Below are 26,612 nucleotides of genomic sequence, written 5' to 3' on the forward strand. Positions count from 1 at the left end.
ACCGGCGAGAGAGGTAATAAGCTCCAGGCTCGCGGCGGACCGCGCCGGAATGCGGCGCCGCCCTTGTCCAGCGCAAGGGTCTGCAGGGACGTGCCAGTGGCGGTCGACGAAGGTGAGGGTGCCCCGGTCGGGCGGGCGGATCGCATGGAGGGTATCGGCACGGCTGCGGCGCAACGGCCCGTCCCCGAATCCATCGTCGGGACATGGCGCGGCTTCCTCGGCACGCTGGCGGAGATCGCGGCCGTCCCCGCCGCCCTGATCGTCCGCCTCGACGGTCCCGGCTTCGAGCTCCTCGCCACGCCCGACGGGCGCGACCAGCCCGTGACGCCGGCCGCTGCCGCCTTCTGCCGCCGGGCGGCGACGGGCGGCCGCGACGGCCTCGCCGTGGGGGACGGCCTCGGCTTGCCCATCCACTGGCCCGACGGCAGCCTCTTCGGCGCGCTTTGCGCGCTGGCGCCGGCGGCAGGAGCCTGGCCGGCGCCGGTCCGGCGCCTGGCCGGGCAGTTCCGCGCCATGGTCGAGGAGCACCTGGCGAACCTCGGCGCGCCCGGCGCCGGCGAGCACGACGGCTTCGAGGAAGAACGCTACCGCCTGCTGGTCGACAATTCCGCCGACGAGTTCATCCTGCACGATGCCAGCGGCCGGATCCTCGACGCCAACAGGATCGCCTTCGAAAACAAGGGCTATTCGCGCGAGGACCTGCTCGCCCTGCGCGTCTCGGACTTCTCGGCCACGCTCGGCCAGGCCGACCTCGAGCAGATCTGGGCCGTGGCCCAGCCGGGCGCCAGCTTCACCGCCTACAACACCCAGCGCCGCCGCGACGGCACCACCTATCCCGTCGAGGCCCGCGTCTCCTGCCTGATGGTGCGGGGACAGAAGCTCTTCTTCGCCATGGCGCGCGACATGACCGAGCGCGCCGAGGCCGACCGGCGCCTCCGGCGGCTCAACGCCGAGCTGGAGCAGCGCGTCACCGAACGCGCCCTGCAATGGCGCAAGTCCTCCGAGTTGCTCCAGACCGTCATGGACGGGGCGACGGACGGCATCTTCATGAAGGACCGCGACGGCCGCTTCCTGTTCTTCAACGAGGCGGCGGCGCGGTTCATCGGCCGCGGGCTCCGAGAGATGCTGGGGCGGGACGCCACGCAGCTCTACGATCCGGCCACCGGCCTCGCGATCCGCCGGGCCGAGGAGCAGGTCGTCGACAGCGGCGAGCCGGTCACGGTCGAGGAGACGTACACGATCAACGGCGCGACCCGCACCTTCCTGACCACGCGCACGCCTCAACGCAACGAACGGGGCGAAGTCGTCGGGCTGATCGGCATCGCCCGCGACATCACCGAGCGCAAGCGCGAGCTGGAGGCCCTGCGCGACGGCCAGGCCCGCTGGCAGTTCGCCATCGACGGCACCGGCGACGGCATCTGGGACTGGGACCTGGAGACCGGCCGCGTCTTCTTCTCCACCGGCTGGAAGGCCATGCTCGGGCATGGCCCCGACGAGATCGGCGACACGGTCGAGGAATGGTCGACCCGCGTTCATCCCGACGATCTCGACCGCTGCTGGCAGGTGGTCGAGCATCATTTCAAGAGCCAGACGGCCGACTTCGTCATCGAGCACCGCATGCGGGCCAAGGACGGCTCGTGGAAATGGGTGCTGGACCGCGGCCGCGCCATCCGGCGCGCGCCGGACGGACGGCCGCTGCGGGTCATCGGCACCCACACCGACATCACCGCCCGCAGGGCGGCCGAGGAGGAGCTTCGCGTCGAGCGCGAGCGCCTGACCCTCGCCGCCGAGGCCAGCCGCATCGGCATCTGGGACGTCGATCTGGAGAGCGGGACGGCGGTCTACGATGCGCGCTGGCACGAGATTTTCGCGACGGAGCCGGGCCGCATGCACGCGGGGCGCGACGTCTTCTGGTCGCGGATCCATCCCGACGACGCCGAGCGGATCGCGCGCCTCGACCGCCAGGCCCTCGAAGCCGGCAGCAAGACCGTCCAGAGCGACTTTCGCATCATCCTGCCGTCCGGCGAGGAACGCTTCATCGCCTCCTCGGCCTGCCTGATCGGCGGCGAGGGGCAGGCGCCCCGCCGCATCGTCGGCATCGTCATGGACGTGACGGAGAGCCGGGCCGCCGAGGTCCGCCTCCAGCGCAGCTACGAGGCGCTGCGCCAGGCCGAGAGGCTGGCGCAGATCGGCAGCTGGACCCTGGATTTCGCCACCGGCCGCTTCTCCGGCTCGGACATGTTCCATGAGATGACCGGCGTCGCCCCGGTCACGCGCGCCCTGATGCCCTCCGACCTGCCGGCCCTGCTGGCGCCCGATCATCGCGAGGAGATCGGCGCCGCGGTGGCGCGCTGCCTGGCCGAGGGCGAGCCCTGGGGCATCGAGATCCGCCGCGGCCGCCCCGACGGCTCGCGCCTGATCGCCCATCTGCGCGGCCAGGCCAACCGCGACGCCGTCGGCACCATCGTCGGCCTGAGCGGCACACTCCAGGACGTCACCGAACGCGAGGAGGCGCGAGCCCGCCTGGCGGCCCTGGCCGACAACCTGCCGAACGGCGCGATTTACCGGCTGGAGCACAAGGCCGACGGCCGGTTCGGCCTGACCTATGTCAGCGGCGGCATCCAGGCCATCCTCGGCGTTCCGGCGGCGGAGATCGTGGCCGACCGCCGTACGCTGCTCAGCACCATCCACGTCGACGATCTCGACCGCTACCAGGAGGCGGTGGCGGCGTCGCTGGCAAGGCGCGAGGTGTTCGACTGCGAATTCCGGGCCTGGCGCCGCGACGGCCGGATGATCTGGATGCATTGCCGATCGGCGCCGCGCGTCCAGCCCGACGGCACCACCGCCTGGGACGGCATCATGTGGGACATCACCCGGGAACGGCAGGCGGCGCAGGCCCTGCGCGAGGCCAAGGAGGCGGCCGAGGCGGCCGAGAGCGCCAAGAGCGATTTCCTGGCCACGATGAGCCACGAGATCCGCACGCCGATGAACACCGTCATCGGCATGACCCGGCTGGCCCTGCAGACGGGCCTGGCGCCCAAGCAGCGCAACTATCTGGAGAAGATCGACGCCTCGGCGAAGATGCTGCTCTCGATCATCAACGACGTGCTCGACTTCTCCAAGATCGGCGCGGGGAAGCTGGAGCTGGAGGACACCGAGTTCACGCTCGAATCCGTGCTGGAGACGGTCTCGGCCGTGGTGGCCATGCGGGCGGAGGAGAAGGGACTGGAGATCGCCTACCGGATCGCGCCGCAGACGCCGCGCCACCTGCGTGGCGACCCGCTGCGCCTCGGCCAGATCCTGACCAATCTGATCGGCAATGCGGTGAAGTTCACCGCCCAGGGCGAGGTCGTCGTCAGCATCGAGCACGCCGGCGAGGACCAGTTGCGCTTCGCCGTGCGTGACACCGGCATCGGCCTCGACTCCGGCCAGATCGCCCGCCTGTTCCAGCCCTTCGCCCAGGCCCAGGCCCAGACCTCGCGGCGCTATGGTGGCACTGGCCTCGGCCTCGCCATCTGCCGCCAGCTCGTCGAGGCCATGGGCGGCCGCATCTGGGTCGAGAGCGCGCCGGGCCGGGGCAGCACCTTCAGCTTCACCATCCGAGCCGGGCGGCCGCAGGAGAGCGCGCCGCTGCGCTCGGCCCACCTGGAAGGCCGGCGCGTCCTGATCGTCGACGACAATGCCAGCGCCCGCGACATCCTCTCGGCGATGGTGCGTTCCTTCGGGCTGATCCCGACCACGGTGGAATCGGGCGCCCGGGCGATCACCGCCCTGCGCGCCGCCGCTGCCCGCGGGACGCCCTACGACATCGTGCTGATGGATTGGCGCATGCCGGTCATGGACGGGCTGGAGACGGCACGGCGTATCCGCGCCGATGCCGCACTGCCCGACATGCCGGCCGTGCTGATGGTCACCGCCTATGGCCGGGAGGAGGTGCTGCGCAGCGCCGAGCGGCTGGGGCTGCAAGGCGTGCTGATCAAGCCGATCACGGAATCGGTGATGTTCAACACCATCCTGGACATCCTGGCGCCGCCCGGCGCGATGCCGGCTCGCGGCGACGCCGCACCGGCAACCGCCGAGGACCCGCTCAGCCGGCCGGAGGCCGGGTTGGCGGCGCTGGCCGGACGGCGCGTGCTGGTGGTGGACGACAACGCCCTCAACCGCGAGGTCGCCGGCGATTTCCTGGCCGCAGCCGGCATGGCCGTCGACACGGCCGTCAACGGCGTGGATGCGCTGAGCCAGATGGAACGTCGCGCCTACGACGTCGTTCTGATGGACATGCACATGCCGGAGATGGACGGCCTCAGCACCGCACGGGCCATCCGCCGGGAGGCGCGCTGGGCGACGCTGCCGATCATCGCCCTCACGGCCCAGGCCCGGGTCGAGGACCGCAGCGCCAGCCTTGCAGCCGGCATGACCGCCCACCTGACCAAGCCGATCGACGAGGCCGCGCTCTACCGCACCCTCCTGGAGGTGCTGGCGCCGGGGGCGGAGCCCGACGGCATCGGGACAGGACCGGTCGAGCCTGCTGCCGCAACGGCGGCGATCGACCTGACGGCGGCGCTCCGGCGCCTCGGCGGCAATGCCGCCCGGCTCGAACGCCTGCTGCAGGGCTTCCTGCGCGACTTTGCCGATGCCCCCACCCGGCTGGACGAGCATCTCCAGACCGGCGACGCCGACGCGATCGCCACCCTCGCCCACAAGGTCAAGGGCACCGCCGGCTATCTCGACGCGCACGCGGCCTGCGCCGCTGCCGAGGCGCTGGAGGAGGCGGCGCGGCAGGGCGACGACACCGCCATGCGGCGCAGGGCGCCGCTGTTCCGCGAGCGGCTGGAAGCCGTGCTCGGCCTCGTCGCCGACGGGCTCGCCGATCCCGCCGAAGGCGGGACGGCCGGTCCCTTCGATCCCGATGCCGTCCTCGCCCTCGTCGCCCAGGCCGAGCCGCTGATCGAGCACGGCGACTACGCCGCCCAGCCGCTGCTGGAGCAGGTCTGCCGCAGCCTCGCCGGCCGGCCGGCCGGCCGTCTCGCCCTGGAGGCCCGAACCTATTACGAGGAACTGGAGCTGGACGCCGCGGGGGCCGTCCTGCGCCAGTTGAAGGCCAGCCTCCGGGAGGAGGGCAAGGCCCTGCCGTGAGCACGACCGACCCGCCCACCGTCCTCATCGTCGACGACGACCGCATCAACCGGACGGCGCTGGCCGAGTTGCTGCAGGGCGAATGCCGGCTGGTGCTGGCCAAGGACGGTCCGTCGGCCTTCCGCCGCATCGCCGAGGAAACGGACATCGCCCTGATCCTGCTCGACGTGTCGATGCCCGGCATGGACGGCTACGAGATCCTGCAATTGCTGCGGGCGGACCGGCGCACCGCCGACATCAGCGTCATCTTCATCACCGGCCAGACCGACGAACGGGACGAGGAGCGCGGCCTGCTGCTGGGCGCGGCCGACTACGTGCCCAAGCCGATCCGGCCGGCCATCGTGCGCGCCCGCATCCGCAATCACCTCAAGCTGGTGACGCAGCGCCGGGAACTGGCCCGCATCGCCGAGCAGGACGGGCTGACCGGGCTCGCCAACCGCCGCCATTTCGACCTCGCCTTCGAGCGCACCTGCCGGCGCGCGGCCCAGATCGGCGAGCCCTTCGGGCTGGCGATGGTCGATGTCGACCACTTCAAGCAGTACAACGACCATCACGGCCACGGCGCAGGCGACGACGCGCTGCGCCGGATCTCCCAGGTCCTGGCCGGCATCGGCCGACGTTCCAGCGACGTGGTGACACGCTATGGCGGGGAGGAGTTCGCCCTGCTCCTGCCCGGCGTGGTCGATCTGGAAGCCCTGCTGGAGCGGCTCCGCCGCGACGTCATCGCCCTCGGCATCCCCCATCACGGCCTGGGCGGAAACGGCATCGTCACCGTGAGTTCCGGGGGCATCGTGGCTGATCCGGCCGCCGCGCTCGATCCGCCCGGCCTGCTGCAACGGGCGGACGCGCTGCTCTACAAGTCCAAGCAGCAGGGCCGCAACAAGGTCAACGTCGAGCAGTGAGCCACGAAATGGCGATGTGACGGATCGCACACCGGCCGCCGCACGCCTGTCCGCTTTCGTCCCCGCCGGGAGCCTGCGGCTCCCGGTGCCCTGCCCGGGTCAGGCCGCGCGCCTGGCCCGGCAATGGCCGCATTCCCCCGCGATCTCGATCACCTGGGCCCGCGGGTGGAAGCCGGCCCCGCCGGCCGCCTTGGCCAGCGCCGCGCCGACCGCGTCCGACACCGCTTCGCCGACCGCGCCGCAGCTCTCGCAGATCAGGAACATGACGACGCCGCCCCCCTCATGGTCATGGGCGCAGGCGACGAAGGCGTTCTTGCTCTCGATGCGGTGCGCGAGCCCCTGCTCCAGCAGGAAATCCAGGGCGCGATAGACCGTGATCGGCGCCGGCCGCCGGCCGTCCCCGTCCTCGAGACGCTCGATCAGCTCATAGGCGCCGATCGGGGTGTGGGTCGCGGCCAGCGCCTCCAGCACCTGGCGGCGGATCGGCGTCAGCCGCACCCCGCGCGCGGCGCAGAGCCGGTCGGCCCGCGCCAGCGCCGCCTCGGCGCAATGCGCATGGTCGTGCTCGGGCGCGGCGAACACCGGAGCATGGGGGTGGTCGTGCGAGTGGCTGTGGCCCATGCCCGGAATGTAGCAATCCGGCGGCCGGTTTGCTACCCGGCGGCAAACGCTCCGCCTCGAGCGGCCCGCTCCGGCAAATGCCGGAACCAGGCAGCTACGGGCGGATCGTGCCCTGGCCGCGCACGCGGTACTTGAACGAGCAGAGCTGGTCGACGCCGACCGGGCCGCGCGCATGCATGCGGCCGGTGGCGATGCCGATCTCGCCGCCGAAGCCGAATTCGCCGCCGTCGGCGAACTGGGTCGAGGCATTGTGCAGCACGATGGCGGAATCGACCTCGGCCATGAATCGCGCCGCCGCCGCCGCGTCGGCGGTGATGATCGCATCGGTGTGGTGCGAGCCGTAATGCTCGATATGGGCGATGGCCGCATCGAGTCCGTCCACCACCTTCACGGAGATGATGGCGTCGAGATATTCCGTCGACCAGTCCGCTTCGACCGCCGGCTTGACCCGGGCGTCGACTGCCTGCGTCGCCGCGTCGCCGCGCACCTCGCAGCCGGCTTCGAGCAGCGCCGCGACCAGCGGGGCGAGATGGCTGCCCGCCACCGCCCGGTCGACCAGCAGCGTCTCGGTGGCGCCGCAGACGCCGGTTCGCCGCATCTTGCCGTTGACGACCAGCGTCCGGGCCATGTCGAGATCGGCAGCCGCATGCACATAACTGTGCACCAGGCCGTCGAGATGGGCGAACACCGGCACGCGCGCCTCGTCCTGGACGCGCGCCACCAGGCTGCGGCCGCCGCGCGGCACGATCACGTCGAGATTGCCGTCGAGGCCGGCCAGCATGGCTCCGACCGCGGCGCGGTCGCGCGTCGGCACCACCTGCAGCGCCGCCGCGGGCAGGCCGGTGGCGGCGAGGCCCTCGTGCAGCGCCTCGGCGATGACGGAGCAGGTGCGCAGGCTCTCCGAGCCGCCGCGCAGGATGGCGGCGTTGCCCGCCTTCAGGCACAGGGCGCCGGCATCGGCGCAGACGTTCGGGCGGCTCTCGAAGATCACGCCGACCACGCCCAGCGGCGTCGCCACGCGCTCGAAGTCGAGCCCGCTCGGCCGGGTCCAATGGGCCAGCACCTTGCCGACCGGGTCGGGCAGCTCGGCGATGGCCTCGACCGCATCGGCCATGGCGGCGACGCGCGCTTCGGTCAAGGTCAGGCGGTCGAGGAAGGCGCCGGTCAGGCCGGGGGCGCCGGCGACGTCCTCGGCATTGGCGGCGAGGATGGCGGCCGAACGGGATCTCAGCGCGGCGGCCATGGCGCGCAGCGCCGTCGCCTTGGCCTCGCTCGTCGCCAACGCCAACGGTCGCGCGGCCGCGCGGGCGTCACGGCCGATCCGCGCCATCAAGGCGGCGACGTTGTCGATGCTGCGGCTGTCGTCGGGCATGCCCGGCTTCCCTTTCGAAAAATCCCCGCCGAGTTACGCCTTCGGCCGGACCGGTGCAAGGCTTTCACGCCCGCGGCTCAGTGCCCGCCGCCTGCGGCCCCTCCGGCCATCTGCGGCCGTCGCACCAGGAACACGGCAAAGCCGAGCGCGACGAACAGGATGGTCAGGAGCAGGAACACGTCGGCGAAGCTCATCACCAGGGCCTCGCGCCGGAGCATGCCGACCAGCCGGCTGGTGGCCATGGCCTCGGCATTGGTTCCGAAGGTGCCAAAGCCCTGCTGGATCTTGTCCATCGTCTCCAGCGCCGTCTGGCTGCCCCAGCCGACGCTCTCGCGCAGGCGCTGCAGGTGCAGATCGTCGCGGGTGTTGAGGGCGGTGTTGATCACGGCGAGGCCGACCGCGCCGCCGAGGTTGCGCGTCAGGTTGAACAGGCCCGAGGCGTTCTTGATGCGCTGCGGCGGCAGCGTGCCGAGCGCGATGTTGGTGATCGGCACCATGCAGATCATCAGCGACACGCCGCGCAGGACCTGCGGCACGAGGATCTCCCAGAAATCCCAGTCATGGGTCAGGCCGGACATGATCCATGTGCCGGCGCCGAAGCCGACGAAGCCGAGGAACAGCATCACGCGGGGGTCGAGGATGCGCATCAGCCGGCCGGCGACGGGCGCGGTGAAGAACATGCACAGGCCGGTGACGAACATGGTCTCGCCGATCATCAGCGAGTCGTAGCCGCGCACCCGCCCCAGATAGATCGGGAAGAGATAGGTCAGGCCGTAGAGGCCGATGCCCATGACGAAGGAGAACAGCGAGCCGGTGGCGAAGTTGCGGTCGGCGAAGGCGCGCAGATCGACGATCGGCTCCTTCACCGTGAAGGCCCGCCAGAAGAACACCACCCCGCCCACAGCCGCCACGATGGCCAGCACCAGCACGGCCTGATCGTCGAACCAGTCGTTGTTCGGCCCCTCCTCCAGCACATATTCCAGGCTGCCGAGGAAAGCCCCCATCGACAGGAGGCCCCACCAGTCGAAGTGCTGGAACAGGGCGAAGTCCGGCTTGTCGAAGTCGATCATGGTGAAGGCCATGATGGTGACGACGATGCCCGGGCCGACATTGATGAAGAACAGCCAGTGCCAGGACAGGAGCTGGGTGAGGTAGCCGCCGACGGTGGGGCCGATGGTCGGGGCCAGCGTCGCCACCAGGCCGATCATCGGCGAGATCACCGGCTGCTTGGAGCGCGGGAAGATGGTGAAGGCCGAGGCGAAGACGGTCGGGATCATGCCGCCGCCGATGAAGCCCTGCAGGGCGCGATAGACGATCATCTGGTCGATCGATGTCGCCGTGCCGCACAGGAAGCTCATCAGCGTGAAGCCGCCGGCGGAGATGGTGAACATCCAGCGCGTCGAGATCACCCGCGACAGGAAGCCCGACAGCGGGATCATGATCACTTCGGCGATGAGGTAGGCCGTCTGCACCCAGGAGATCTCGTCGGCCGAGGCGCCGAGGCCGGCCTGGATCTCGGACAGCGAGGCCGACACGATCTGGATGTCCAGGATCGCCATGAACATGCCGAACACCATGCCCAGGAAGGTGATCAGCTTGCGCTTGTCGATCGCTTCCTCGGCGGGGGCGGCGAAGGGCGGGGATCCGGCGGTGACGGCGGCCATGGCGGCCATCCTTTCGAAAGGGCGCTCGACGGTTCAGGAGAACGACCTGCCCCGCCGCCCGCCGTCACGCCTCGCGGCGGCAATCGGGCAGTCTGGAGGGCAGGCTCGCGCGGCCGGTCACGACTTCGGGCCGGTCCGGGTGTCGACATAGGCGGTCACCGACAGGCCGGGCCTGAGCACGCCGAGGGCCGCCACGTCTGCCGGCACCTCGATCCTGACCGGCACGCGCTGGGTGATCTTGGTGAAGTTGCCGGTGGCGTTCTCCGGCGGCAGCAGGCTGAAGGTCGCGCCCGAGGCGGCCGAGACGCTCTCGACCCGGCCCTCGAACGTGCGGCCCTTCACCGAATCCACCTCCAGCTCGACGGACTGACCCGGGCGGATGCTGCCGAGCTGCGTCTCCTTGAAGTTGGCGGCGACGTAGACGCTCTGCAACGGCACCAGCGCCATCAGCCGCGAACCGGGCGCCACATACTGGCCCGGCTGGGCCGCGCGATTGCCGATGACGCCGTCCGCGGGCGCGCGGATCACGGTGAAGGCAAGGTCGCTCTCGGCCTTGGCGACGGCAGTGTCGAGCTCCTTGGCCACCTGCTCGGCCTCGGCCTTCTGGGCCTGGATCACGCCGAGATTGGCCTGGGCCGCCGCAAGCGCCGCCTGGGCGGAGGTCACGGCCGCGGCCGTCTGGTCGCGATCGGCGGTCGCCTGGTCGAGCGTCGCCTTGGAGGAGAAATTCTGCTGTGCCAGCGCCTTTGCCCGGTCATAGGCGGCGACGGCCCGCACCGAGGCGGCCTCGGCCGAGGCGATGCCGGCCCTGGCGCTCTCGATCTGAGCCTGCTGGGCGACGACCTGCTGCTGGATGCGGTCGATCGTGGCGGCCTGGGTGTTGCGCTTGGCCTTGGCGGCGTCGAGGGCGAGGCGGTAGTCGGTATCGTCGAGCGTGGCGACCACCTCGCCCGCCTTCACGGCGGCGCCGTCCTTGACCGGAACGGTGGCGATGTAGCCGGACACCTTGGTGCCGAGCGTGGCGACGTCGGCCTGGACATAGGCATCGTCCGTGGAGACGAAGAAGCGGCCGTCGGTCCACCATTTGTAGCCGTACCAGCCGCCGCCGCCCAGCAGGGCGACCAGCAGGATCGGCAGCACGCCCCGGGCGCGCGAACGCTTCTTCGCCGGAGCGGCGGGGGCGGCCGGCGCTTCCTTTGCCGGGGCTTCCTGGGTGCGCTTGGCCACCGGCTCCTCGGCCGGCTTCGGCTCGGACTTGGCCTCGCTGCGCGGGCGGTCGAGCAGCACGACGTTCGTGCTCTCGTCGGTCGAGTCGGCTGCAGCCGTGTTGCGGGCAGCGTCCATCGCGGCATCTCCATCGTCGCGCCCTGCGCGGAGCGGGGGCGTACTCTGCAAAAGGCCGGGCGATGGCCGCTCGCGACGGCCATCGCCCGCAGAACCGCTGGGACCCCGGCTGGGGAGGGGGCGTTGCCAGGATCGAACCGAACGGTTCAGTCATTTGAACGTTGACTAGCACCGAATCTTTCGATAGGCAAGAGAGAACTGAACCGTTCGGTCAACAAAATGTCAGCCGCCGCCGCTCCCTCCATCGCCATCGAACCCGCCCTCGACAGCGCCAAGCGCCGCCAGATCCTCGACGGCGCCCGCCGGGTCTTCCTGGCGCAAGGTTTCGAAGGCGCGAGCATGAACGACATCACCCGCGCGGCCGGGGTCTCCAAGGGCACGCTCTACGTCTATTTCGAGAACAAGGAGCGCCTGTTCGCCGCCATCGTCGCCGAGGAGCGGTACACGCACGTGGCCGAGGTCTTCGCCATCGACGATACCGATCCCGACATCGAGAGCGTGCTGACCCGGGTCGGCACCAATCTGATCGGCTTCCTGATCAACCCGCGCATCCTTTCCGCGATGCGGGTGGTGATGGGCATCTCCGAGCGCATGCCCGACCTCGGCAAGGAGTTCTACGAGAACGGCCCCTGCGTCGGCCGCAGGCGTCTCGCCGCCTATCTGGAAAGCCGCGTCGCCGCCGGCCAGCTGGAGATCCCCGACCTGATGCTGGCCGCGGCGCAGTTCCTGGAGCTGGCGCAGGCCCCGGTCGTCAAGCCGATGTTCTTCGGCAGCACCGAACTGCCGACGCCCGAACGCATCCGCACCGTCGTGGACTCTGCCGTTCACATGTTCATGGCGGCCTATGGCCGAAAGGCCTGAGCCGGCACAGGGTCAGCGCCAGGTTCCGAGGAGCTTTCCCCGCACGAAGGACCACAGCAGGAACAGCAGCGCCCAGAACAGCAGGCGGCCCAGGGCTTGTCGCCCGCTGATGTGCCGGGGCTTGCGCATCGATCGGGCGAGATAGGCCGATCTCGCCGCCTGGTCCGGGAAGAAGCGGCGATCGGCCTGCAGCAGAACACGATGGCCACTGCGGATGATGGCGCGATAGCCGAAGGCGCCGCACCACAGGTGGACGGCAATAAGCGGCGCGAGGACGAGCAGATCCGCGCCGCCTCCCCGCAGTCCCGCCGACACCAGGAGCGAGTTCAAATACACGCAGAGCATCGCGGCCGCCAACCAGATGCCGGCATAGACGGGGACCCGGTAAACGAGGGCCCAGAATGGCGCGAGCAGGAAACAGTTCCATTTCCAGGCGATCGGCCAGCGCCCGCTTTGCGAGGCCCGCTTGATCAGCGCCAGATAGCGCTTGTCGTCAGCGCCGAACAGCAGCGTCGCATCGGACGGAGCGATGACGGGTATACCGTGGTCGTCGAGGCGCCGCGCTCCCTCCCCTTCTCGCGTCGCCAGCAGGGAGCCGAGGCGCCACATGAACGCATCGGCCTCCCGTCGGCTGGGAAGCGCGGCATAGACCCTCCTGTCCGCGCGCCTCCAGCCGAACTCTTCGTCGAAAGCGGCCACAAGATCGGCCAGCGAGGTGTCGCGCAGAAAGGCGTCGGGGTCCGGCAAGGCCTCACCCCGGAACAAGCTCAGCGGCTCATGCCACCTGGGCGAGCGCGTGCGCGCGCTGGCGGTCGCGAGGATGCGCCCGAGAAGGCGCACGACCACCGGCTCTCGCGCCCGACGCTCGGCATCCGACAGGTCACCGAGCGCGCGCAGCAGGTCGTGCCACGCCGCGATGTCCGGATCGGCGGCATCGGCGTCGGCCAGACGGGCGAGCAGGGCGTCTGTCGCCGTCGCCGCCCTGTCCGGTGAAAACTCCAGATGCGGCCGTGAGCCCCGATACTGCCCCGTCGATGATTGCGATGGCTCGGCTCGGGCCTCCGGCAGCGGCAACTCGACATGGATTACGGAGGAGAACCAGGCCGGACGGAGCTGCGACGGCGACAACTCGCCGTGGAACAGCGGCAACGGATCGGCCTGCGCCTCCGGCGGGACCAGCTCGATATGGACGTCGGGCGATGGCCAGTGGGCCTGCAGCGGTGGCCACTCGGGCGGCCCCGGATCAAACCCATCGGCAAGATTGTCCGCGTCGTATTCGCTCTCGTCCGCCTCCGTCTCCCAGGTGCGGCGCCGTTCGGCATGGCGCAGAGCGTAGTCCCGGGCCGCAACCAAGGCCTGGAACGCCGCCGCATCGTCGTCGGGCCGGGTGACCTTCAGCTTGCGCGCATAGGCCCGGCGGATCGCCGCCACATCGGCATCCGGCCGGAGGCCAAGCAGCGTCCAGGGCTCGGCAGTTACCATTTGAAGCCGTTGCGCTCGAACGCATCCAGGGCTCCCGCGAACGCAGCCTGGAGAGCTTCGGGTTGCGCTTGCTGGTCCTCGATGTCGTGCTCGAACCGATGCAGCAGCGAGCGCAGCTCATCACGCCGTTCACCCAGGCTTTCCGCATAGAGGCGCTCGGCCCGGGCGATCAGGGCGCTGTTCTCCACCCGGTCGCGCGGGTGCAGCTTGATCTCAGCCAGTGCCGCGAAGCGCCGGTCCAGCTCGTCCTGCGACAGGCCGGCACTGTTCTGGAACACCTCACGATGTCGCGTGCCGGTCGAAAGCGCGGCGACCTCGACCTCCAGCGCCCCGTTGATGTCATAGGTGAAGCGTACCTCGATCGCCTCGCTGCCAGCCGGAGCCGGAGGGACCGCGACATCCAGAGAGCCGACATGGACGTTGTCGTCGGGCCGCAGGTTCTCGCCCTGGTAAACCTGCACCCTTATGGAGCGCTGGTTGTCGGCGACGGTGTGGTAGCGATCCGAACGAGAGACCGGCACGATGGCGTTACGCTCGATCAGCGGCGAGATTTCCAGCCGGTCGTCGCTCGGGCTCGTCTGGACTGCGATGCCGAGCGTGTGCGGGCAAACGTCCGTCATCACCACGTCGTCGAGCGCAGTCGCGCGCTGGACCAGGCCCGCCTGCACCGCGGCGCCGAGCGCCACGGTGGTGTCCGGATCGACATGGATGAAGGGCAGGCGGCCGAACAGCCGCGCCACCAGCGAGCGCACCATCGGCATGCGCGTCGCCCCGCCGACCAGGATGACGGCGTCGAGCTCGCTCGGCTTCAGGCGTGAATCGGAGATCGCCCGCTCGACCGGAGCGCGGAGGCGCCGGAGCAAGCCTTCGCCGAGCTGTTCGAAGACCTCGCGCGACAAGTCCCCCTCGACGGCCCGGGCGGCAAGCGCGATGCGGTAGGACGCCCCCTGCTCCGAGGTCATCGCCAGCTTGAGGCCTTCGGCACTGCGGCGCAGCAGCGCCGCCTCGGCCGGGCTCAGCCTGTCCGCCTCCAGCTTGTGGGCGGCCAGGATATGCCGCTCCACGGCCAGGGTGAAGTCGTTGCCGCCGAGCTGGGTGTCGCCGGTGGTGGCGCGCACCTCCATCACGCCCTCGTACTTGTCGAGGATGGAGACGTCGAAGGTGCCGCCGCCGAGGTCGAAGACGAGGTACTTGCCCTCGGAGGCCTCGCCGAAGCCGTAGGCCAGAGCCGCCGCCGTCGGCTCGTTCACCACCCGATCGACCCTGAGGCCGGCCAGGCGCCCGGCATCCATGGTCGCCTTGCGCTGGTGAACATTGAAATAGGCCGGCACCGAGACGATCGCCTGCTCGACCGTCTCGCCGAGCTCGGCCTCGGCATCGGCCTTGAGCGCCCGCAGCACGAAGGCGGAGAGTTCCTCCGGCCGAAAGCGCTGCCGGCCGAGCCGCGTGACGCGGTCGGTGCCCATGAAGCGCTTGAAGGAGGCGACGGTCCGGTCGGGATGGGTCAGCAACCGGTCGCGGGCCGCCCGCCCGACCAGCATGGTGCCGTCCTCGTGCAGGCCGACCACGGACGGCGTCAGCATCTCGCCATGCACATTGGCGATCAGCTTCGGCCCGGTCTCCGTGAAGACGGAGACCAGCGAATTGGTCGTGCCGAGATCAATCCCGAGTATGGCCATGAGCGCGGCTCTCTCACCCCCGGTGTCGTGGTCCCAGTGCTCCAGTCCGATCGCCGTGACGGAACCACGACACAAGGCATTGAATCAGCCAGGATTCCGGGCCGGTGGCCGGGTGCGGGCCGTCGGCGTCGGAGCACTGGTGGGCCGCGGCGGCCCTCCCCGCATGGATGCCGCGACGGCGCCCGCCGTGCAAGCATTGCGTAGGGGCAGCCAGGCGGCGCATGCTGGTCGTCCCAGCTGGAGAGGTTCAATGCGCCGTACCGTCCGCGCCGTCCTGCTGGCGGCTCTCCTCGCCGCCGCCACGAAGCCCGGCACCGCAGGGACGGTGCATGATTCCTTCGATGCCGGGCCGCTCGACACGACGATCTGGGCCACCGGCCAGATCGAGCCCCGGCAGATCCTCTTCGCCGCGCCCGGGCGCTGCGGCGCAGGCGCCGTCACCATCCTCACCCGCGACAGCGACGGCGGCGAGGATTGCCCGGCCGAGGAGAAGGGACGCTGCCAGCGGGCGGAGCTTCGCGTCGACAGGACGCTGCAGCCGAATTACGGCGACGAGGTCTGGTTCGCCTTCTCCTTCCGCATCGACGCCGACGTGCCCTCGATCGGCAGCGCCCGGACCGTGATCGGTCAATGGAAGGCCCCCGGCGACGACAGCCCGTTCCTGGCCCAGCGCTTCGACAACGGCGTCTTCCACATCACCGTCGAGGACAATGGCGTGCGCCGTGTGGTCGCCCAGGCCTCGGACGGCTTCGACCGGACCCTGGCGGCGCAGGACCTGCTCGCCGGCCTCGACCCGGCCAACCGCGAGACGGCCGAAGGTGTGCAGGCGCTGCAGTCGCTCTATGCCATGCGGCGCAGCCAGCCCGGCCTCGCCGGCCGGCTGTTCTCCGGCGACCTGCTGCGATCGCTGGACGACCCCGGCGCCAGGCTCGAGGCAGCCGATGTCGCCAGGCTGCTGCATCTCGGCCGCGGCGATCTCGTTCCCGCCTTCCGCGCCATTTCCTTCGTCGCCGAGCCCGAGCGCTATATCGGCCCGGCCGGCATCCGCATCCTGCCGCAGGACGGCGGGCTGCTGCCCGACCCGCGCAAGGACTGGGTCGACATGGTGTATCGGATCAGGGGCGGCCGCACCGACAACGAATACGGCCCGCAGCAGCAGGGCGAGATCGAGATCTGGGCGAACGGCCGCAAGATCGTGCGCGTGGAGGGCAATTTCGGCAACCGCCTCGTCCGCCCCGCCCGCGTCGATCTCGCCGGTCCCTATTTCAAATTCGGCCTCTACCGGCGGAAACAGCCCGGAGTGTTCGCTTTCCACTTCGACGAGTTCTCCCAGGCCGCCGCCCGGGACGACCTGGTCCTCTCCTGCCTGCGCGCCCGCTGAGGCGCCGGCCGCGGCGTTCAGAGCCCGGCCGACTTACGGTCCGCCTCTCAGCCGTGCTTGTGGTCGTGGCCGCAGCCGCAGGCGCCGCCGTGATGGTCATGATGATGATCGTGGCCGTGATGATGATCGTGGCCGTGATGGTGGTCGTGGCCGTGATGGTGGTCGTGGCCATGCGCATGGTCGTGGTGCTCGCAGTCATGCCCGTGGTGGTCATGGCCGTGCCCGTGGTCGTGCCCGTGATGATGGTGGCCCGCATGGTCATGGTCGTGCCGGTCCTGGGCGCGGGCTTCGCCGTCGGGCTGGAACGGCCCCTGGATCTCGGCCACCTTGGCGCCGAGCCGCGTCAGCATGTCGGCAATGGCGCTGTCGCGGCGGATGCGCAGCCATTTCGGCCCGATCTCGGTCTCCACCAGATGGCTGCCCAGGTGCCAGGCCAGGCGCTGCAGGTGCTGCGGATCGCGGCCGCGCACCTCCAGGAGGTCCTCCGCCTCGGCGACGACCTCGACCAGCCGGCCATCCTCCAGCTCATAGGCGTCGCCGTGGACGAGGACGGGCGTTTCCGGCAGCTCGACCTCGACTTCGAGCCCGCCCAGCGTCGTCACCGTGCCCCGGCGGCGGCGGCGTTCGGCAAAGCTGAGCACGACGCTGTCGGCGAAGGGACGCTGGCCGATGGCGGCGGCGGGAACGAAAGCACGGGCGTGGGTCATGGACGGCACCGAGGACGAAGGACAGGGAGCGGGACCCTAGATCAGAATACGGCGCGGCGCCATTGCCGGCCGGCCGCGGGATTTCCGAAAATCCCCCCTTGAAAGCTGAAAAACCTGCCCCCATCTCCCGGTCAGCGCAAGCCCATGCGGGGTGCGCGATCGGGTCCCGGCCCCTTTGGCGGGACATCCACTGCATGTCGCTTCAGGAGGATATGCCATGCGTCAGTTTGATCTTTCCCCCCTCTATCGTTCGACCGTCGGCTTCGACCGCTTCTTCTCGCTGCTCGACCAGGCTCCCGGGTTCGACAGCCCGTCCGCGCCGACCTACCCGCCCTACAACATCGAGCGCACGTCCGAGAACGGCTATCGCATCACCGTCGCCGTCGCCGGCTTCTCCGACAAGGACCTCACCATCGAGGTGAAGGAGAACGCCCTCAGCATTCGCGGCGAGAAGGCCGAGGACAAGAGCGTGTCCAAGGGCGAAATCCTGCATCAGGGCATCGCTGCCCGCGCCTTCGAGCGCCGTTTCCAGCTTGCCGACGGCGTGCAGGTGACCGGCGCCGAGCTCGCTCACGGCCTGCTCCATGTCGATCTCGTCCGCGAGGTGCCGGAGGCCAAGAAGCCCCGCCTGATCCCGATCAACGCCAACGCGGTCGAGACCAAGGTCGTGGAGGCCAAGCAAGCCGCCTGAGCCGGTCATCGGTTGAAGGCATGGAGGGCGTTCCGGGAAACCGGGACGCTCTTTTCGTTTGGCGAGGAACGAGAAAGCTGTCCCGGCTCCCGCAGCCCGGCCTGCCGCATTCGGGCGGCGGTCCCTCAGCAGCCGGCGGGATAACCCATCCGGCAGCGCAGCGGCGCCCGTGTCCACGCCGGCGTGCCCGGGATCGGCACGGTGCCGATCGGCTGCACCTGTTGCGGCGGCTGGTAGTAGGACCGCGGCGGGATCGGCGTCTTGTCGACGGTGACCTTGGGCTCGGCCGGCAGGGCGACGCTGCTCTGGGCCGGCGTCGGCGCGCCGGCGCCTCGCGGCAGGGCCAGGACGCTGACGATCGCACCGGTGCGGGCATCGACCGTGACGCGCACCCGCTTGCGCTCCGGGCTGACCGCAGCGGCGAAGTAATAGGGATCGTTGTGGGTCACGCCGCCGATGCCCCAGTAGCCGGCCTTCTGCATGATCTGCATCGCCTGGCGCGGCGTGATGTCCGCAGCCTCGGCGGCCGGGGCCGCCGGCAGCAGGGCAGCCAGGCCGGCTGCGATCGCGATCACGCTTCGACGTCTCATAGAGAATAGATAGCGCATCCCCGGCGCTTCGCCAGGGCCGTCCGCAGCACCGTCACGGCCGCCAGGTGTCGTTCTTCTCCAGGATCGGCTTCGTCGCCTGCCCCTCGGCCAGGCGGGCGGCCTCGATCACCTCGAACAGGCGCCGCAGCGCCTCCTGCACCCCCTCCCCGGCGATCGAGGACAACACCAGCGGCGCCCGCTTGGCCGCCCGCTTGAGCCGCGCCACCTGTTCCTTGAGCAGTTCGGGCGAGAGCGAGTCAGCCTTGGACAACGCCACGATCTCCGGCTTGTCCGCCAGGCCGTTGCCATAGGCCTCCAGTTCCTTGCGGATGATCTTGTAGGCCTTGCCGGCATGCTCCGAGGTGCCCTCGACCAGATGCAGCAGCACCCGGCAGCGCTCGACATGGCCGAGGAAGCGGTCGCCGAGGCCGTGGCCTTCATGGGCGCCCTCGATCAGGCCGGGGATATCGGCGAGCACGAATTCGCGGCCGTCGACCCGCACCACGCCGAGCCCGGGATGCAGCGTGGTGAAGGGATAGTCCGCGATCTTCGGCTTGGCCGCCGTGACCGTGGCCAGGAAGGTCGACTTGCCGGCATTGGGCAGGCCGACCAGCCCGGCGTCGGCGATCAGCTTCAGCCGCAGCCAGATCGTCTTTTCCTCGCCCGGCAGCCCCGGATTGGCGTGGCGCGGCGCCTGGTTCGTCGATGACTTGAAATAGGCATTGCCGAAGCCGCCATTGCCGCCCTTGCACAGGACGACGCGCTGGCCGACCTCGGTGAGGTCGGCGATCAGGGTCTCGCCGTCCTCCTCGAAGATCTGCGTGCCCTGCGGCACCTTCAGCACGACATCGGGCGAGTTGGCGCCGGCCCGGTTGCGGCCCATGCCGTGCACGCCGGTGCGTGCCTTGAAATGCTGCTGGTAGCGATAGTCGATCAGCGTGTTGAGGCCGTCGGCGCATTCGGCGACGATGTTGCCGCCACGCCCGCCGTCGCCGCCATCCGGCCCGCCGAACTCGATGAACTTCTCACGCCGGAACGACACGGCTCCGCCGCCGCCGTCCCCCGCCTTGACGTAGATTTTGGCCTGGTCGAGGAACTTCATGATGGCGCCGGGTCAGCTCAGCAACAGGAGGGAAGAAGGAGCCTTACACCGGATCGCGCCGCACCGCGACCGTCATGCGCGGCGCGTCGGGCGGAAGACCGGCCCGGAGGCGGAGGTCGCCGCTCCGATCCGTGAGCCGGGCCGTCGATGACCCCGGGGAGCATCGCCATGCCGATCGCCCGGACGCGCGCATCCTGGCCGACATGGTCGAGCCCGAACCCGCCCGCCGTGGTCGCAGACCGGTGCCGGCGGCGACGTCCCCGTCCCGCCGCCGAATAAATCGTCCCCTGGGGTGTTCACCGCGCATCCACAATGCAGGAGAGACACCCATGTCCAGCGATCGGCACGTCGGAAGAGGGCCGCGCCGCGCCGTCTCCATCCTTGTCCTGGCCGTCGCCCTGGCGCTTGCGCCCGCGACGGCCTTCGCCGCCGGCGGAGGGGGCGGAGGCGGAGGCGGGGGCGGAGGTGGCGGGGGCGGCGGAGGTGGGGGCGGCGGGGGCGGCGGCAACGGTGGCGGCCGGACCACCGACATGACCACCTGCCCCAAGGGCCAGGTCTGGAGCACTGCCAAGCGCCGGTGCCTGAAGGCGACGAGCGGCATCCTGCCGGACGACGCCCTGGCCGACTATGCCTTCGCCCTGGCCAAGGCCGACCGCTACCAGGAGGCGCTCGACACGCTCGACCTCCTGAGCAACCCGAAGACGGCCAAGGCGCTCAACTATCGCGGCTACGCCACCCGCAAGCTCGGGCGTACCGAGGAAGGCATCGGCTACTATCTCCAGTCGGTCGCCCTGGATCCGACCTATGCGCAGGTCCGCGAATATCTCGGCGAAGCCTATGTCGTGCAGGGCAAGCTCGACCTCGCCCGCCAGCAGCTCGACACGATCAAGGCTCTCATCGGCACCGAGACCGAGGAATATGAGGACCTCGCCCAGGCGATCCAGACCGGCAAGGTCTGACATTGGCCTTGGGGCTCCGCCCGCGGCATGACCATGGACAGGCTCGCTCCCCTTGCCGCCCTGCCGGCGCGGCTGCTGCTCGCCCAGATCTTCCTGATCGAAGGCTGGGGCAAGATCACCGCCTATGCCGATGTCCAGCAATATATGGCGGACCACGGCGTGCCCGGTGCGTTGCTGCCCCTCGTCATCCTCACCGAAGTCGGCGGCGGCCTGTGCATCGCCGTCGGCCTCCTGACCCGTCTCGCCGCCCTGGCCCTGGCGGGGTTCTGCGTCCTGACCGCGGTCTTCTTCCACACCGACTTCGGTGACCCGGAGCAGGTCATCAACTTCTACAAGAACCTGGCGATGGCGGGCGGCTTCCTCGCCCTCTTCGCCCTCGGGCCGGGCGGCCTCTCCCTCGACGCCCGGCTGCGGCGCAAGCACGGCGCTCCGCCGCGGTGATTCCCTTGCCGTCGCCGCCGGCGTAGACTCCGGTGAGAACCCGGGACCGCGCCGATGCCGCAGATCGCCCTCGTCCTGTTCGACATGAACGACGTGCTCTGCCGCTATGACAGGGGCGTGCGGATCGCCGGACTTGCCGCCATCACCGGACGTCCGCCGGACGCCGTCGCCACGGCGATCTGGGACTCCGGCTTCGAGGACGAGGCCGATGCCGGCGCCTTCGATGCCGAAGACTATCTCCGCGGCTTCGGCGAACGCCTGAATCATCCTCTGACGCTGGCGGGCTGGGTGGCAAGCCTGCGCGCCGCGACGACGCCGCTGCCGGCGGCGCTGGCGCTGGCCCGCGCGGTCGGACAGCGCGCGCGGGTCGCGGCCCTGACCAACAACAATCTCCTTGTCGCCCGCGAGATCGGCGGCATCGTCCCGGCGCTGCCGCCGATCTTCGGCGATGCCTTCCACGTTTCGGCCGAGTTTCGAGCCCGCAAGCCCGATCCGGACGTCTACCGACGCTGCCTCGCCCGGCTCGGGACGTCGCCGTCGGCCACCCTGTTCGTCGACGACAGCCCCGCCAACGTCGCCGGCGCGGAGGCGGCCGGGCTGATGGCGCACCATCACACCACGGTCGAGGCCCTGGCCGGCCTCTTCCGACGGCTTCGGCTCCTGGCTCCGGAAAAGCCATAGGGCGGCGGCGAACAGCCTCTCCGGGCTCTCGTCACCATTGATTTTGCGGTTTCAATGCAAGGTCAACACCGCTCGAACTTGCAGGTGCGAGCGGGTTCGGAAGGACGTGCTCAACGACCGCCGCCGAAAAAATCCTCCAGGAACAGCCGGAAGTCCTGCTCCAGCCTTTCCTGCAGCAGCGAGGGCACATGGGCCCGGTTGCGGATCATGTAGACGTAGCACGGCACGCCGGGTTCGAAATCCTTGATCGCGATGGCGCCGCGCCAGCGCTCCGCGGCGAACCGGTCGACGATCGAGATCCCGAGGCCGTTGACCACGAGCGCGCAGGCACTGTCGGCAAAGTAGGTCTCGAAACGCACCGACACCGACACGCCCGCCTCGTCCAGGCTGCGGTCGACCGCCTGGCGCGAGCCGTCCTCACGCCCCAGCGCGATGAAGGTCTCGCCCTCGATGTCGGCCGCCTGGATCACCTCCCGGTCGGCCAGGGGATGCGTCAGCGGCAGCACGCAGACGGACGAGGTCTTGAAGATCAGGTCGCAGGTCGTCGCCGGGTCGATGACGGGCATCGCCGTCAGGCCGACGTCGATCTGCCTGGCCGCCGCCATCTGGGCGATCGTGACGGAGGCTTCCGGCAGCAGCGCCAGATACGCCTTGGGATGCCGTCGCGCGAAATCGCCGATGAAGCGCGGCACCACGAAGCTCGACAGCGCGGGATAGACGCCGACCGTCACCTTCCCGGCCTCGAGCTGCTGGATGTCGCCCGCGAGCCGCTTGAGCCGCGCCATCCCCCGCACGACCTGATCGGCCTGGCCGTTGAGCAGCATCGCCTCGGCGGTCGGGACGAGACGCCCCGAGCGCCGCACGAAGAGCTGAACCTTCAGGATATGCTCGAGATTGGCGATATGCACGCTGACCGAGGGCTGGGAGATGTTGAGCAGGTTGCTCGCTCCCACCACCGTTCCGGTCTCCATCACCGCCCGGAAGGCTTCGATCTGTCGATAGTTCATGGCGCTTCTCATCCGCCTTCACGGCATAAGCTATAGCCCCAGACTATAGGAGTCGCAGCTTTTCGTATTTGTGTTTCGACCGGGGTTGGCCTCCGATCGGTGGCCGAATTCGGTTCGCCGTCACGGCCGGCGGGCCTGACTTCGCAAGAACTCCATTGGGGAACGATAATGCTGAAGAGGATAGCCGCCCTGGCGGTTGCGCTCGCCCTGGGCATGACCGGCAGCGCGCCGCTCATGGCGCAGGAACAGAACTGGGATACGATCAGGATCGCGACCGAAGGCGCCTATCCTCCCTGGAACTTCATGACCGCCGACGGCAAGATCGTCGGCTACGAGGTCGACCTCGCCGAGGAGCTCTGCCGGCGCATGCACGCCAAGTGCGAAATCGTCGCGCAGGACTGGGACGGCATGCTGCCCGCCCTCAACGCCGGCAAGTTCGACGCCATCATGGCCTCGATGGGCGTGACCCCCGAGCGCCAGAAGGTCGCGGCCTTCTCCGAATCCTACACCAAGGCCCCCAACACCTTCATGGTCATGAAGGACAATTCCCTGGCCAAGGACCTCGGCCCGCAGCAGGACTTCAACCTGCGCACGAATCCCGACGGAGCCAAGGCGGCGATCGCCGCCATGGCCGGGGCGCTCAAGGGCAAGGTGCTCGGCGTGCAGGGCTCGTCCACGGCGGCCATGTTCGCCAATGCGATGCTCAAGGACATGGTGACGATCCGCGAGTACAAGACCGTCGACCAGCACAACCTCGACCTGGCGTCGGGGCGCATCGACCTGGTCATGGCCAACATCACCGTGCTGAAGCAGTCGCTCACCTCGCCCGATCTCGCGGACGCGACCCTCGCCGGACCGACCTTCGTCGAAGGCGTGCTCGGCAGCGGCACCGCGAACGTCGCCATGCGCAAGCAGGACGTCGCCCTGAAGGAGAAGTTCGACAAGGCCATTCGCGAGGTCAACGCCGACGGCTTCAACCGCAAGCTCGTCGAGAAATGGTTCGGGGCGGACATCACCCCCAAGGACTGACCAACGGGCGGGCCGCGCCTGCGGCCCCCTCCTGCAGCATCGAGGCCATTCCATGAGTCGCATCATCGTCGTCGGCGCCGGCATCGTCGGCGTCTCCGTCGCCTATCGCCTGGCCGAGGCCGGGCACGAGGTCCTCGTGCTCGAGCGCGACCATCCGGCCGCGGGGACGAGCGGCACCAGCTTCGCCTGGACGAACGCCAACGAGAAGACGCCGGAGAGCTACCACACGATCAACCGGCTCGGCATGTGCGCGCATCTGGCGCTCGAGAACGAGTTCGGTTCGCGGCCCTGGTACCATGGCGGCGGCGCGGTGGAATGGCGCGCCGATGCCGCCGAGGCTGCGGAGCTCGGCGAACGCGTCGCCCGCCTGCAGGGCTGGCGCTACGACGCACAATGGATCTCGCGCCGCGATCTGCAGGATCTCGAGCCGTCCCTTGCGCCACAGGCCGCCCGGGATGTCGACATCGCCTATTTCCCGGCCGAGGGCTGGGTGGATCCGGCCATCTACATCGCCTTCTTCCTTGAACGGGCGCGCCGGCTCGGCGCGCGCCTGCAGCGCGGCGCGGTGGCCGGGCTCGTCGTCGAGAGGGACAGCATCCGGGGCGTCCGCACCGCGGCCGGCGAGACGATCGGGGCCGATCTCGTCGTCAACTGCACGGGCCGCTGGGCCCGCGACCTCACCGACGACGACAGGTTGCGCTTTCCGCTTGCGCCGACCATCGGCCTCCTCGTCATCGCCCGTCCCTCGGCATCCGGCGTGCGCCGCATCATCCGCACCAGCGGCTGCAACTTCCGTCCCGACGGCGCCGGCCGGCTGATGCTGCAGAGCGAGCACGACGAAGCGCCGCTGCATCTCGACAGCCGCCCGGAGGAAATCGCCCCGGTCGCCCGGACCATGATCGCGCGGGCCGCGGCGCTCTATCCCGACCTGGAGGGCGTCGCACCGGAGGCCATGAAGCTGGCGCTGCGCGCCATCCCCGGCGACGGGCTGAGTGCCATCGGGCCGATCCCCGGCTTCAGCGGCTACTACGCCGCCGTCACCCACAGCGGCGTCACCCTCGCGCCCTGGATCGGCCGGAGCGTCGCCCGGGAGGTCGCCGGCGCGTCCGTGGCGGAGCTGGACGATTTCAGGCCGGCGCGCTTCTTCGCCTGACCCGGCCCCGCAACGCATCCGGCGAGCTTCAGCATGTTCCGACGCCTCGATACCGCCGCCGCCACGGTGACGATCCATTTCGACGACCGCCCGGTCGCCTGCCGCGCCGGCGAAAGCGTCGCGGCGGCGCTTCTCGCCGCGGGCATCGTCCGGTTCCGGCAGACCCCGGTCAGCGGCGCCACGCGCATGCCCTATTGCATGATCGGCAATTGCTTCGACTGCCTCGTCGAGATCGACGGCCAACCCGACCGGCAGGCCTGCCTCGTCCCCGTCCGCGAGGGCATGCGGATCAGGCCGCAGGCGTTCGTCATCGCGGGCGCCGCGTCATGACGGGGCGCAGCGCGTGCGAACTGGCGATCGTCGGCGCGGGGCCGGCCGGCCTCGCCGCGGCGACGCTCGCCGCGGAGATCGGCATGGAGGCCGTCGTCTTCGACGAGCAGCCAGCCCCCGGCGGGCAGGCCTACCGCAACGTCGAAGCCGCCGCAAGCAACCCCGGCAAGCGCGCGGGGGCCTATAGCCCGCCGCTGGCACAGGGACTCGCCCTGGCGCAGGCCTTCCGCGGCAGCCGCGCCGGCTATGAGCCGGGAAGCGCGATCTGGCAGGTGACGGCGACCGGCAAGCTCGGCGTCTCGCAGGCCGGCCGGGCCTATCTCACCCAGGCACGGCGCGTCATCCTGGCGACGGGAGCGATGGAGCGGCCCGTGCCGATCCCCGGCTGGACCCTGCCCGGCGTGATGGGCGCCGGGGCGGTCCAGACCTTGCTGAAGGGCTCCGCGATCGTGCCCGACCGCCCTGTGGCGATCGCCGGCAGCGGACCGCTGCTCTATCTCGTCGCCGTGCAGCTCCTGCGTGCGGGCGTGACGGTCGCGGCGGTACTGGACACCTCGGCAAGGCCGCTGCTGCGTGCCGCCCGGCATGCGCGAGCCATGCTCGGGGCTTTGCCGCAGGTCCTCGGCGGGCTCGCCTGGCTGGCGGAGCTCAGGCTGAAAGGGGTTCCGCTCATTCCCGCCCGCGCCCTGCGGGCGGAAGGGAGCGAGGCGCTCGAAGCCGTCTCCTTCGAGACCGGGGGGCAGCGGCGCAGCCTCGCGGTCGGCCTCTTGCTGCTGCACGAGGGCGTCATCCCCAACATCCAGATCACGACCAGCATCCGCTGCGCCCATCGCTGGAACCCCGTCCAGGCGGCCTGGCAGCCCGCCTGCGACGAATGGGGCGCGACCAACCTCGAACACATCGCCGTCGCGGGCGACGGCGCCGGCATCCGCGGGGCGGTGGCCGCCGCGGCCCTCGGGCGCCTGGCCGCGCTCGACGCGGCCTGCAGGCTGGGCCGGATCAAGCCGGGAGAGCGGGACGCGCGCGCCGGCGCCGAACGCGCCGCGCTGGCGCGGCAGGAGGCATTCCGCGGCGTTCTGGACGCGCTCTACCCGCCGTCGGAATCGGTGGCGCCGCTCGACGATGCCACCATCGCCTGCCGCTGCGAGGAGGTGACGGCCGGCCGGCTGCGGGCCCTGGTTGCCGAAGGCTTCAGCGATCTCAACCAGCTCAAATCCTACAGCCGCTGCGGCATGGGTCCCTGCCAGGGACGCATGTGCGCGCCCACGGCTGCACGCCTCCTGGCCGAAAGCTCGGGCCGGACCGTCGAGGAGGTGGGCCATTATCGCCTGAGGCTGCCGGTGAAGCCGCTGCCGATCCAGGAGCTTGCCGGACTCGGTAACGCCGACCGCAACTCCAGGCCTGTCCTGCCGGTCGCGGCCGGCGACCCCAGCCAGCGCATCTGAGCCTCCGGCGAATGGCCCTCGAAAGGTCGCAGTAC

The 26,612-nt window shown here is 70.2% G+C and carries 22 protein-coding genes; 12 read left to right on the plus strand and 10 right to left on the minus strand.

What is annotated here, in order from left to right:
- The first annotated feature begins 96 nt into the window (after positions 1 to 96).
- A complete protein-coding gene (locus AC27L4_RS09315; protein WP_487141806.1) occupies positions 97 to 5,136 on the plus strand; it encodes a PAS domain S-box protein in 5,040 nt (1,679 codons plus the stop codon).
- A complete protein-coding gene (locus AC27L4_RS09320) occupies positions 5,133 to 6,038 on the plus strand; it encodes a GGDEF domain-containing protein (protein WP_487141807.1) in 906 nt (301 codons plus the stop codon). Before AC27L4_RS09315 ends, AC27L4_RS09320 begins: the two co-directional genes overlap by 4 nt.
- Before the next feature lie 99 nt (positions 6,039 to 6,137).
- Here the strand turns inward: AC27L4_RS09320 and AC27L4_RS09325 are convergent, their stop codons facing one another.
- From AC27L4_RS09325 to AC27L4_RS09340, 4 genes are all read right to left on the minus strand, one after another.
- Positions 6,138 to 6,659 carry a transcriptional repressor gene (locus tag AC27L4_RS09325; RefSeq protein ID WP_487141808.1) on the minus strand — a complete coding sequence of 174 codons (522 nt, stop codon included), beginning with the start codon at positions 6,657 to 6,659 and terminating at the stop codon, positions 6,138 to 6,140.
- Positions 6,660 to 6,753: 94 nt separating this feature from the next.
- A complete protein-coding gene (locus tag AC27L4_RS09330) occupies positions 6,754 to 8,031 on the minus strand; it encodes a glutamate-5-semialdehyde dehydrogenase (RefSeq protein WP_487141809.1) in 1,278 nt (425 codons plus the stop codon).
- Positions 8,032 to 8,108: 77 nt separating this feature from the next.
- Positions 8,109 to 9,704, minus strand: coding sequence for a DHA2 family efflux MFS transporter permease subunit (locus tag AC27L4_RS09335; protein WP_487141810.1), 1,596 nt, complete (start codon positions 9,702 to 9,704; stop codon positions 8,109 to 8,111).
- Positions 9,705 to 9,812: 108 nt separating this feature from the next.
- Positions 9,813 to 11,039, minus strand: coding sequence for an HlyD family secretion protein (locus AC27L4_RS09340; RefSeq protein WP_487141811.1), 1,227 nt, complete (start codon positions 11,037 to 11,039; stop codon positions 9,813 to 9,815).
- 219 nt (positions 11,040 to 11,258) lie between these two features.
- Here AC27L4_RS09340 and AC27L4_RS09345 point away from each other — a divergent pair, with 219 nt between their 5' ends.
- A complete protein-coding gene (locus AC27L4_RS09345) occupies positions 11,259 to 11,900 on the plus strand; it encodes a TetR/AcrR family transcriptional regulator (protein WP_487141812.1) in 642 nt (213 codons plus the stop codon).
- Positions 11,901 to 11,912: 12 nt separating this feature from the next.
- Here AC27L4_RS09345 and AC27L4_RS09350 read toward each other — a convergent pair whose 3' ends face one another.
- Positions 11,913 to 13,331, minus strand: coding sequence for a hypothetical protein (locus AC27L4_RS09350; protein ID WP_487141813.1), 1,419 nt, complete (start codon positions 13,329 to 13,331; stop codon positions 11,913 to 11,915).
- Between the two features lie 44 nt (positions 13,332 to 13,375).
- Positions 13,376 to 15,061: an Hsp70 family protein gene (locus AC27L4_RS09355; protein WP_487141814.1), complete on the minus strand. Its 1,686-nt coding sequence runs from the start codon at positions 15,059 to 15,061 to the stop codon at positions 13,376 to 13,378.
- 250 nt (positions 15,062 to 15,311) lie between these two features.
- Between AC27L4_RS09355 and AC27L4_RS09360 the strand changes: the two genes are divergently transcribed.
- Complete coding sequence (locus tag AC27L4_RS09360) at positions 15,312 to 16,442, plus strand: heparin lyase I family protein (RefSeq protein WP_487141815.1); 1,131 nt, start codon at positions 15,312 to 15,314, stop codon at positions 16,440 to 16,442.
- Positions 16,443 to 16,489: 47 nt separating this feature from the next.
- On the opposite strand, the gene AC27L4_RS09365 is transcribed toward AC27L4_RS09360, so the two are convergent.
- Positions 16,490 to 17,149, minus strand: coding sequence for an urease accessory protein UreE (locus AC27L4_RS09365; protein ID WP_487141816.1), 660 nt, complete (start codon positions 17,147 to 17,149; stop codon positions 16,490 to 16,492).
- 217 nt (positions 17,150 to 17,366) lie between these two features.
- On the opposite strand from AC27L4_RS09365, the gene AC27L4_RS09370 reads away from it, so the two are divergent.
- Entirely contained in the window at positions 17,367 to 17,840 is a 474-nt protein-coding gene (locus tag AC27L4_RS09370) for an Hsp20 family protein (RefSeq protein WP_487141817.1), read from the plus strand.
- Positions 17,841 to 17,965: 125 nt separating this feature from the next.
- Here the strand turns inward: AC27L4_RS09370 and AC27L4_RS09375 are convergent, their stop codons facing one another.
- Both AC27L4_RS09375 and obgE read right to left on the minus strand, forming a co-directional pair.
- Complete coding sequence (locus tag AC27L4_RS09375; RefSeq protein ID WP_487141818.1) at positions 17,966 to 18,415, minus strand: hypothetical protein; 450 nt, start codon at positions 18,413 to 18,415, stop codon at positions 17,966 to 17,968.
- A 67-nt stretch (positions 18,416 to 18,482) separates the two neighbouring features.
- Positions 18,483 to 19,532 carry a GTPase ObgE gene (gene obgE / locus AC27L4_RS09380; protein ID WP_487141819.1) on the minus strand — a complete coding sequence of 350 codons (1,050 nt, stop codon included), beginning with the start codon at positions 19,530 to 19,532 and terminating at the stop codon, positions 18,483 to 18,485.
- 530 nt (positions 19,533 to 20,062) lie between these two features.
- Here obgE and AC27L4_RS09385 point away from each other — a divergent pair.
- Genes AC27L4_RS09385 through AC27L4_RS09395 form a run of 3 tightly spaced genes read left to right on the plus strand, consistent with a single transcriptional unit; the run spans position 20,063 to position 21,613 of the window.
- Positions 20,063 to 20,491 (plus strand): tetratricopeptide repeat protein, encoded by a 429-nt coding sequence (locus AC27L4_RS09385; RefSeq protein ID WP_487141820.1) that lies wholly within the window; start codon positions 20,063 to 20,065, stop codon positions 20,489 to 20,491.
- A 27-nt stretch (positions 20,492 to 20,518) separates the two neighbouring features.
- A complete protein-coding gene (locus tag AC27L4_RS09390; protein WP_487141821.1) occupies positions 20,519 to 20,932 on the plus strand; it encodes a DoxX family protein in 414 nt (137 codons plus the stop codon).
- 54 nt (positions 20,933 to 20,986) lie between these two features.
- Complete coding sequence (locus tag AC27L4_RS09395; protein ID WP_487141822.1) at positions 20,987 to 21,613, plus strand: HAD family hydrolase; 627 nt, start codon at positions 20,987 to 20,989, stop codon at positions 21,611 to 21,613.
- Positions 21,614 to 21,723: 110 nt separating this feature from the next.
- Here AC27L4_RS09395 and AC27L4_RS09400 read toward each other — a convergent pair whose 3' ends face one another.
- The gene (locus tag AC27L4_RS09400) at positions 21,724 to 22,620 is read right to left on the minus strand and encodes a LysR substrate-binding domain-containing protein (RefSeq protein ID WP_487141823.1); all 897 of its coding nucleotides are present in this window, start codon (positions 22,618 to 22,620) and stop codon (positions 21,724 to 21,726) included.
- A gap of 168 nt (positions 22,621 to 22,788) precedes the next feature.
- Here AC27L4_RS09400 and AC27L4_RS09405 point away from each other — a divergent pair, with 168 nt between their 5' ends.
- Genes AC27L4_RS09405 through AC27L4_RS09420 form a run of 4 tightly spaced genes read left to right on the plus strand, consistent with a single transcriptional unit; the run spans position 22,789 to position 26,577 of the window.
- The gene (locus AC27L4_RS09405; protein WP_487141824.1) at positions 22,789 to 23,649 is read left to right on the plus strand and encodes a transporter substrate-binding domain-containing protein; all 861 of its coding nucleotides are present in this window, start codon (positions 22,789 to 22,791) and stop codon (positions 23,647 to 23,649) included.
- Positions 23,650 to 23,701: 52 nt separating this feature from the next.
- Entirely contained in the window at positions 23,702 to 24,802 is a 1,101-nt protein-coding gene (locus AC27L4_RS09410; RefSeq protein WP_487141825.1) for an NAD(P)/FAD-dependent oxidoreductase, read from the plus strand.
- Between the two features lie 33 nt (positions 24,803 to 24,835).
- Positions 24,836 to 25,132 (plus strand): (2Fe-2S)-binding protein, encoded by a 297-nt coding sequence (locus AC27L4_RS09415; protein WP_487141826.1) that lies wholly within the window; start codon positions 24,836 to 24,838, stop codon positions 25,130 to 25,132.
- Positions 25,129 to 26,577, plus strand: coding sequence for an FAD/NAD(P)-dependent oxidoreductase (locus AC27L4_RS09420; RefSeq protein WP_487141827.1), 1,449 nt, complete (start codon positions 25,129 to 25,131; stop codon positions 26,575 to 26,577). The genes AC27L4_RS09415 and AC27L4_RS09420 overlap by 4 nt, the downstream gene beginning before the upstream one ends.
- Positions 26,578 to 26,612: the final 35 nt, after the last annotated feature.

It is taken from the genome of Labrys sp. Lb11 (assembly GCF_057554225.1).

Excerpts from the sequence above, each read along its gene's own strand:
- AC27L4_RS09325 (WP_487141808.1), bottom strand. The coding sequence starts at position 6,659 with ATGGGCCACAGCCACTCGCACGACCACCCCCATGCTCCGGTGTTCGCC.
- AC27L4_RS09330 (WP_487141809.1), bottom strand. The coding sequence starts at position 8,031 with ATGCCCGACGACAGCCGCAGCATCGACAACGTCGCCGCCTTGATGGCG.
- AC27L4_RS09335 (WP_487141810.1), bottom strand. The coding sequence starts at position 9,704 with ATGGCCGCCATGGCCGCCGTCACCGCCGGATCCCCGCCCTTCGCCGCC.
- AC27L4_RS09340 (WP_487141811.1), bottom strand. The coding sequence starts at position 11,039 with ATGGACGCTGCCCGCAACACGGCTGCAGCCGACTCGACCGACGAGAGC.
- AC27L4_RS09345 (WP_487141812.1), top strand. The coding sequence starts at position 11,259 with ATGTCAGCCGCCGCCGCTCCCTCCATCGCCATCGAACCCGCCCTCGAC.
- AC27L4_RS09355 (WP_487141814.1), bottom strand. The coding sequence starts at position 15,061 with ATGGCCATACTCGGGATTGATCTCGGCACGACCAATTCGCTGGTCTCC.
- AC27L4_RS09360 (WP_487141815.1), top strand. The coding sequence starts at position 15,312 with ATGCGCCGTACCGTCCGCGCCGTCCTGCTGGCGGCTCTCCTCGCCGCC.
- AC27L4_RS09365 (WP_487141816.1), bottom strand. The coding sequence starts at position 17,149 with ATGACCCACGCCCGTGCTTTCGTTCCCGCCGCCGCCATCGGCCAGCGT.
- AC27L4_RS09370 (WP_487141817.1), top strand. The coding sequence starts at position 17,367 with ATGCGTCAGTTTGATCTTTCCCCCCTCTATCGTTCGACCGTCGGCTTC.
- obgE (WP_487141819.1), bottom strand. The coding sequence starts at position 19,532 with ATGAAGTTCCTCGACCAGGCCAAAATCTACGTCAAGGCGGGGGACGGC.
- AC27L4_RS09385 (WP_487141820.1), top strand. The coding sequence starts at position 20,063 with ATGACCACCTGCCCCAAGGGCCAGGTCTGGAGCACTGCCAAGCGCCGG.
- AC27L4_RS09390 (WP_487141821.1), top strand. The coding sequence starts at position 20,519 with ATGACCATGGACAGGCTCGCTCCCCTTGCCGCCCTGCCGGCGCGGCTG.
- AC27L4_RS09395 (WP_487141822.1), top strand. The coding sequence starts at position 20,987 with ATGCCGCAGATCGCCCTCGTCCTGTTCGACATGAACGACGTGCTCTGC.
- AC27L4_RS09400 (WP_487141823.1), bottom strand. The coding sequence starts at position 22,620 with ATGAACTATCGACAGATCGAAGCCTTCCGGGCGGTGATGGAGACCGGA.
- AC27L4_RS09405 (WP_487141824.1), top strand. The coding sequence starts at position 22,789 with ATGCTGAAGAGGATAGCCGCCCTGGCGGTTGCGCTCGCCCTGGGCATG.
- AC27L4_RS09410 (WP_487141825.1), top strand. The coding sequence starts at position 23,702 with ATGAGTCGCATCATCGTCGTCGGCGCCGGCATCGTCGGCGTCTCCGTC.
- AC27L4_RS09415 (WP_487141826.1), top strand. The coding sequence starts at position 24,836 with ATGTTCCGACGCCTCGATACCGCCGCCGCCACGGTGACGATCCATTTC.
- AC27L4_RS09420 (WP_487141827.1), top strand. The coding sequence starts at position 25,129 with ATGACGGGGCGCAGCGCGTGCGAACTGGCGATCGTCGGCGCGGGGCCG.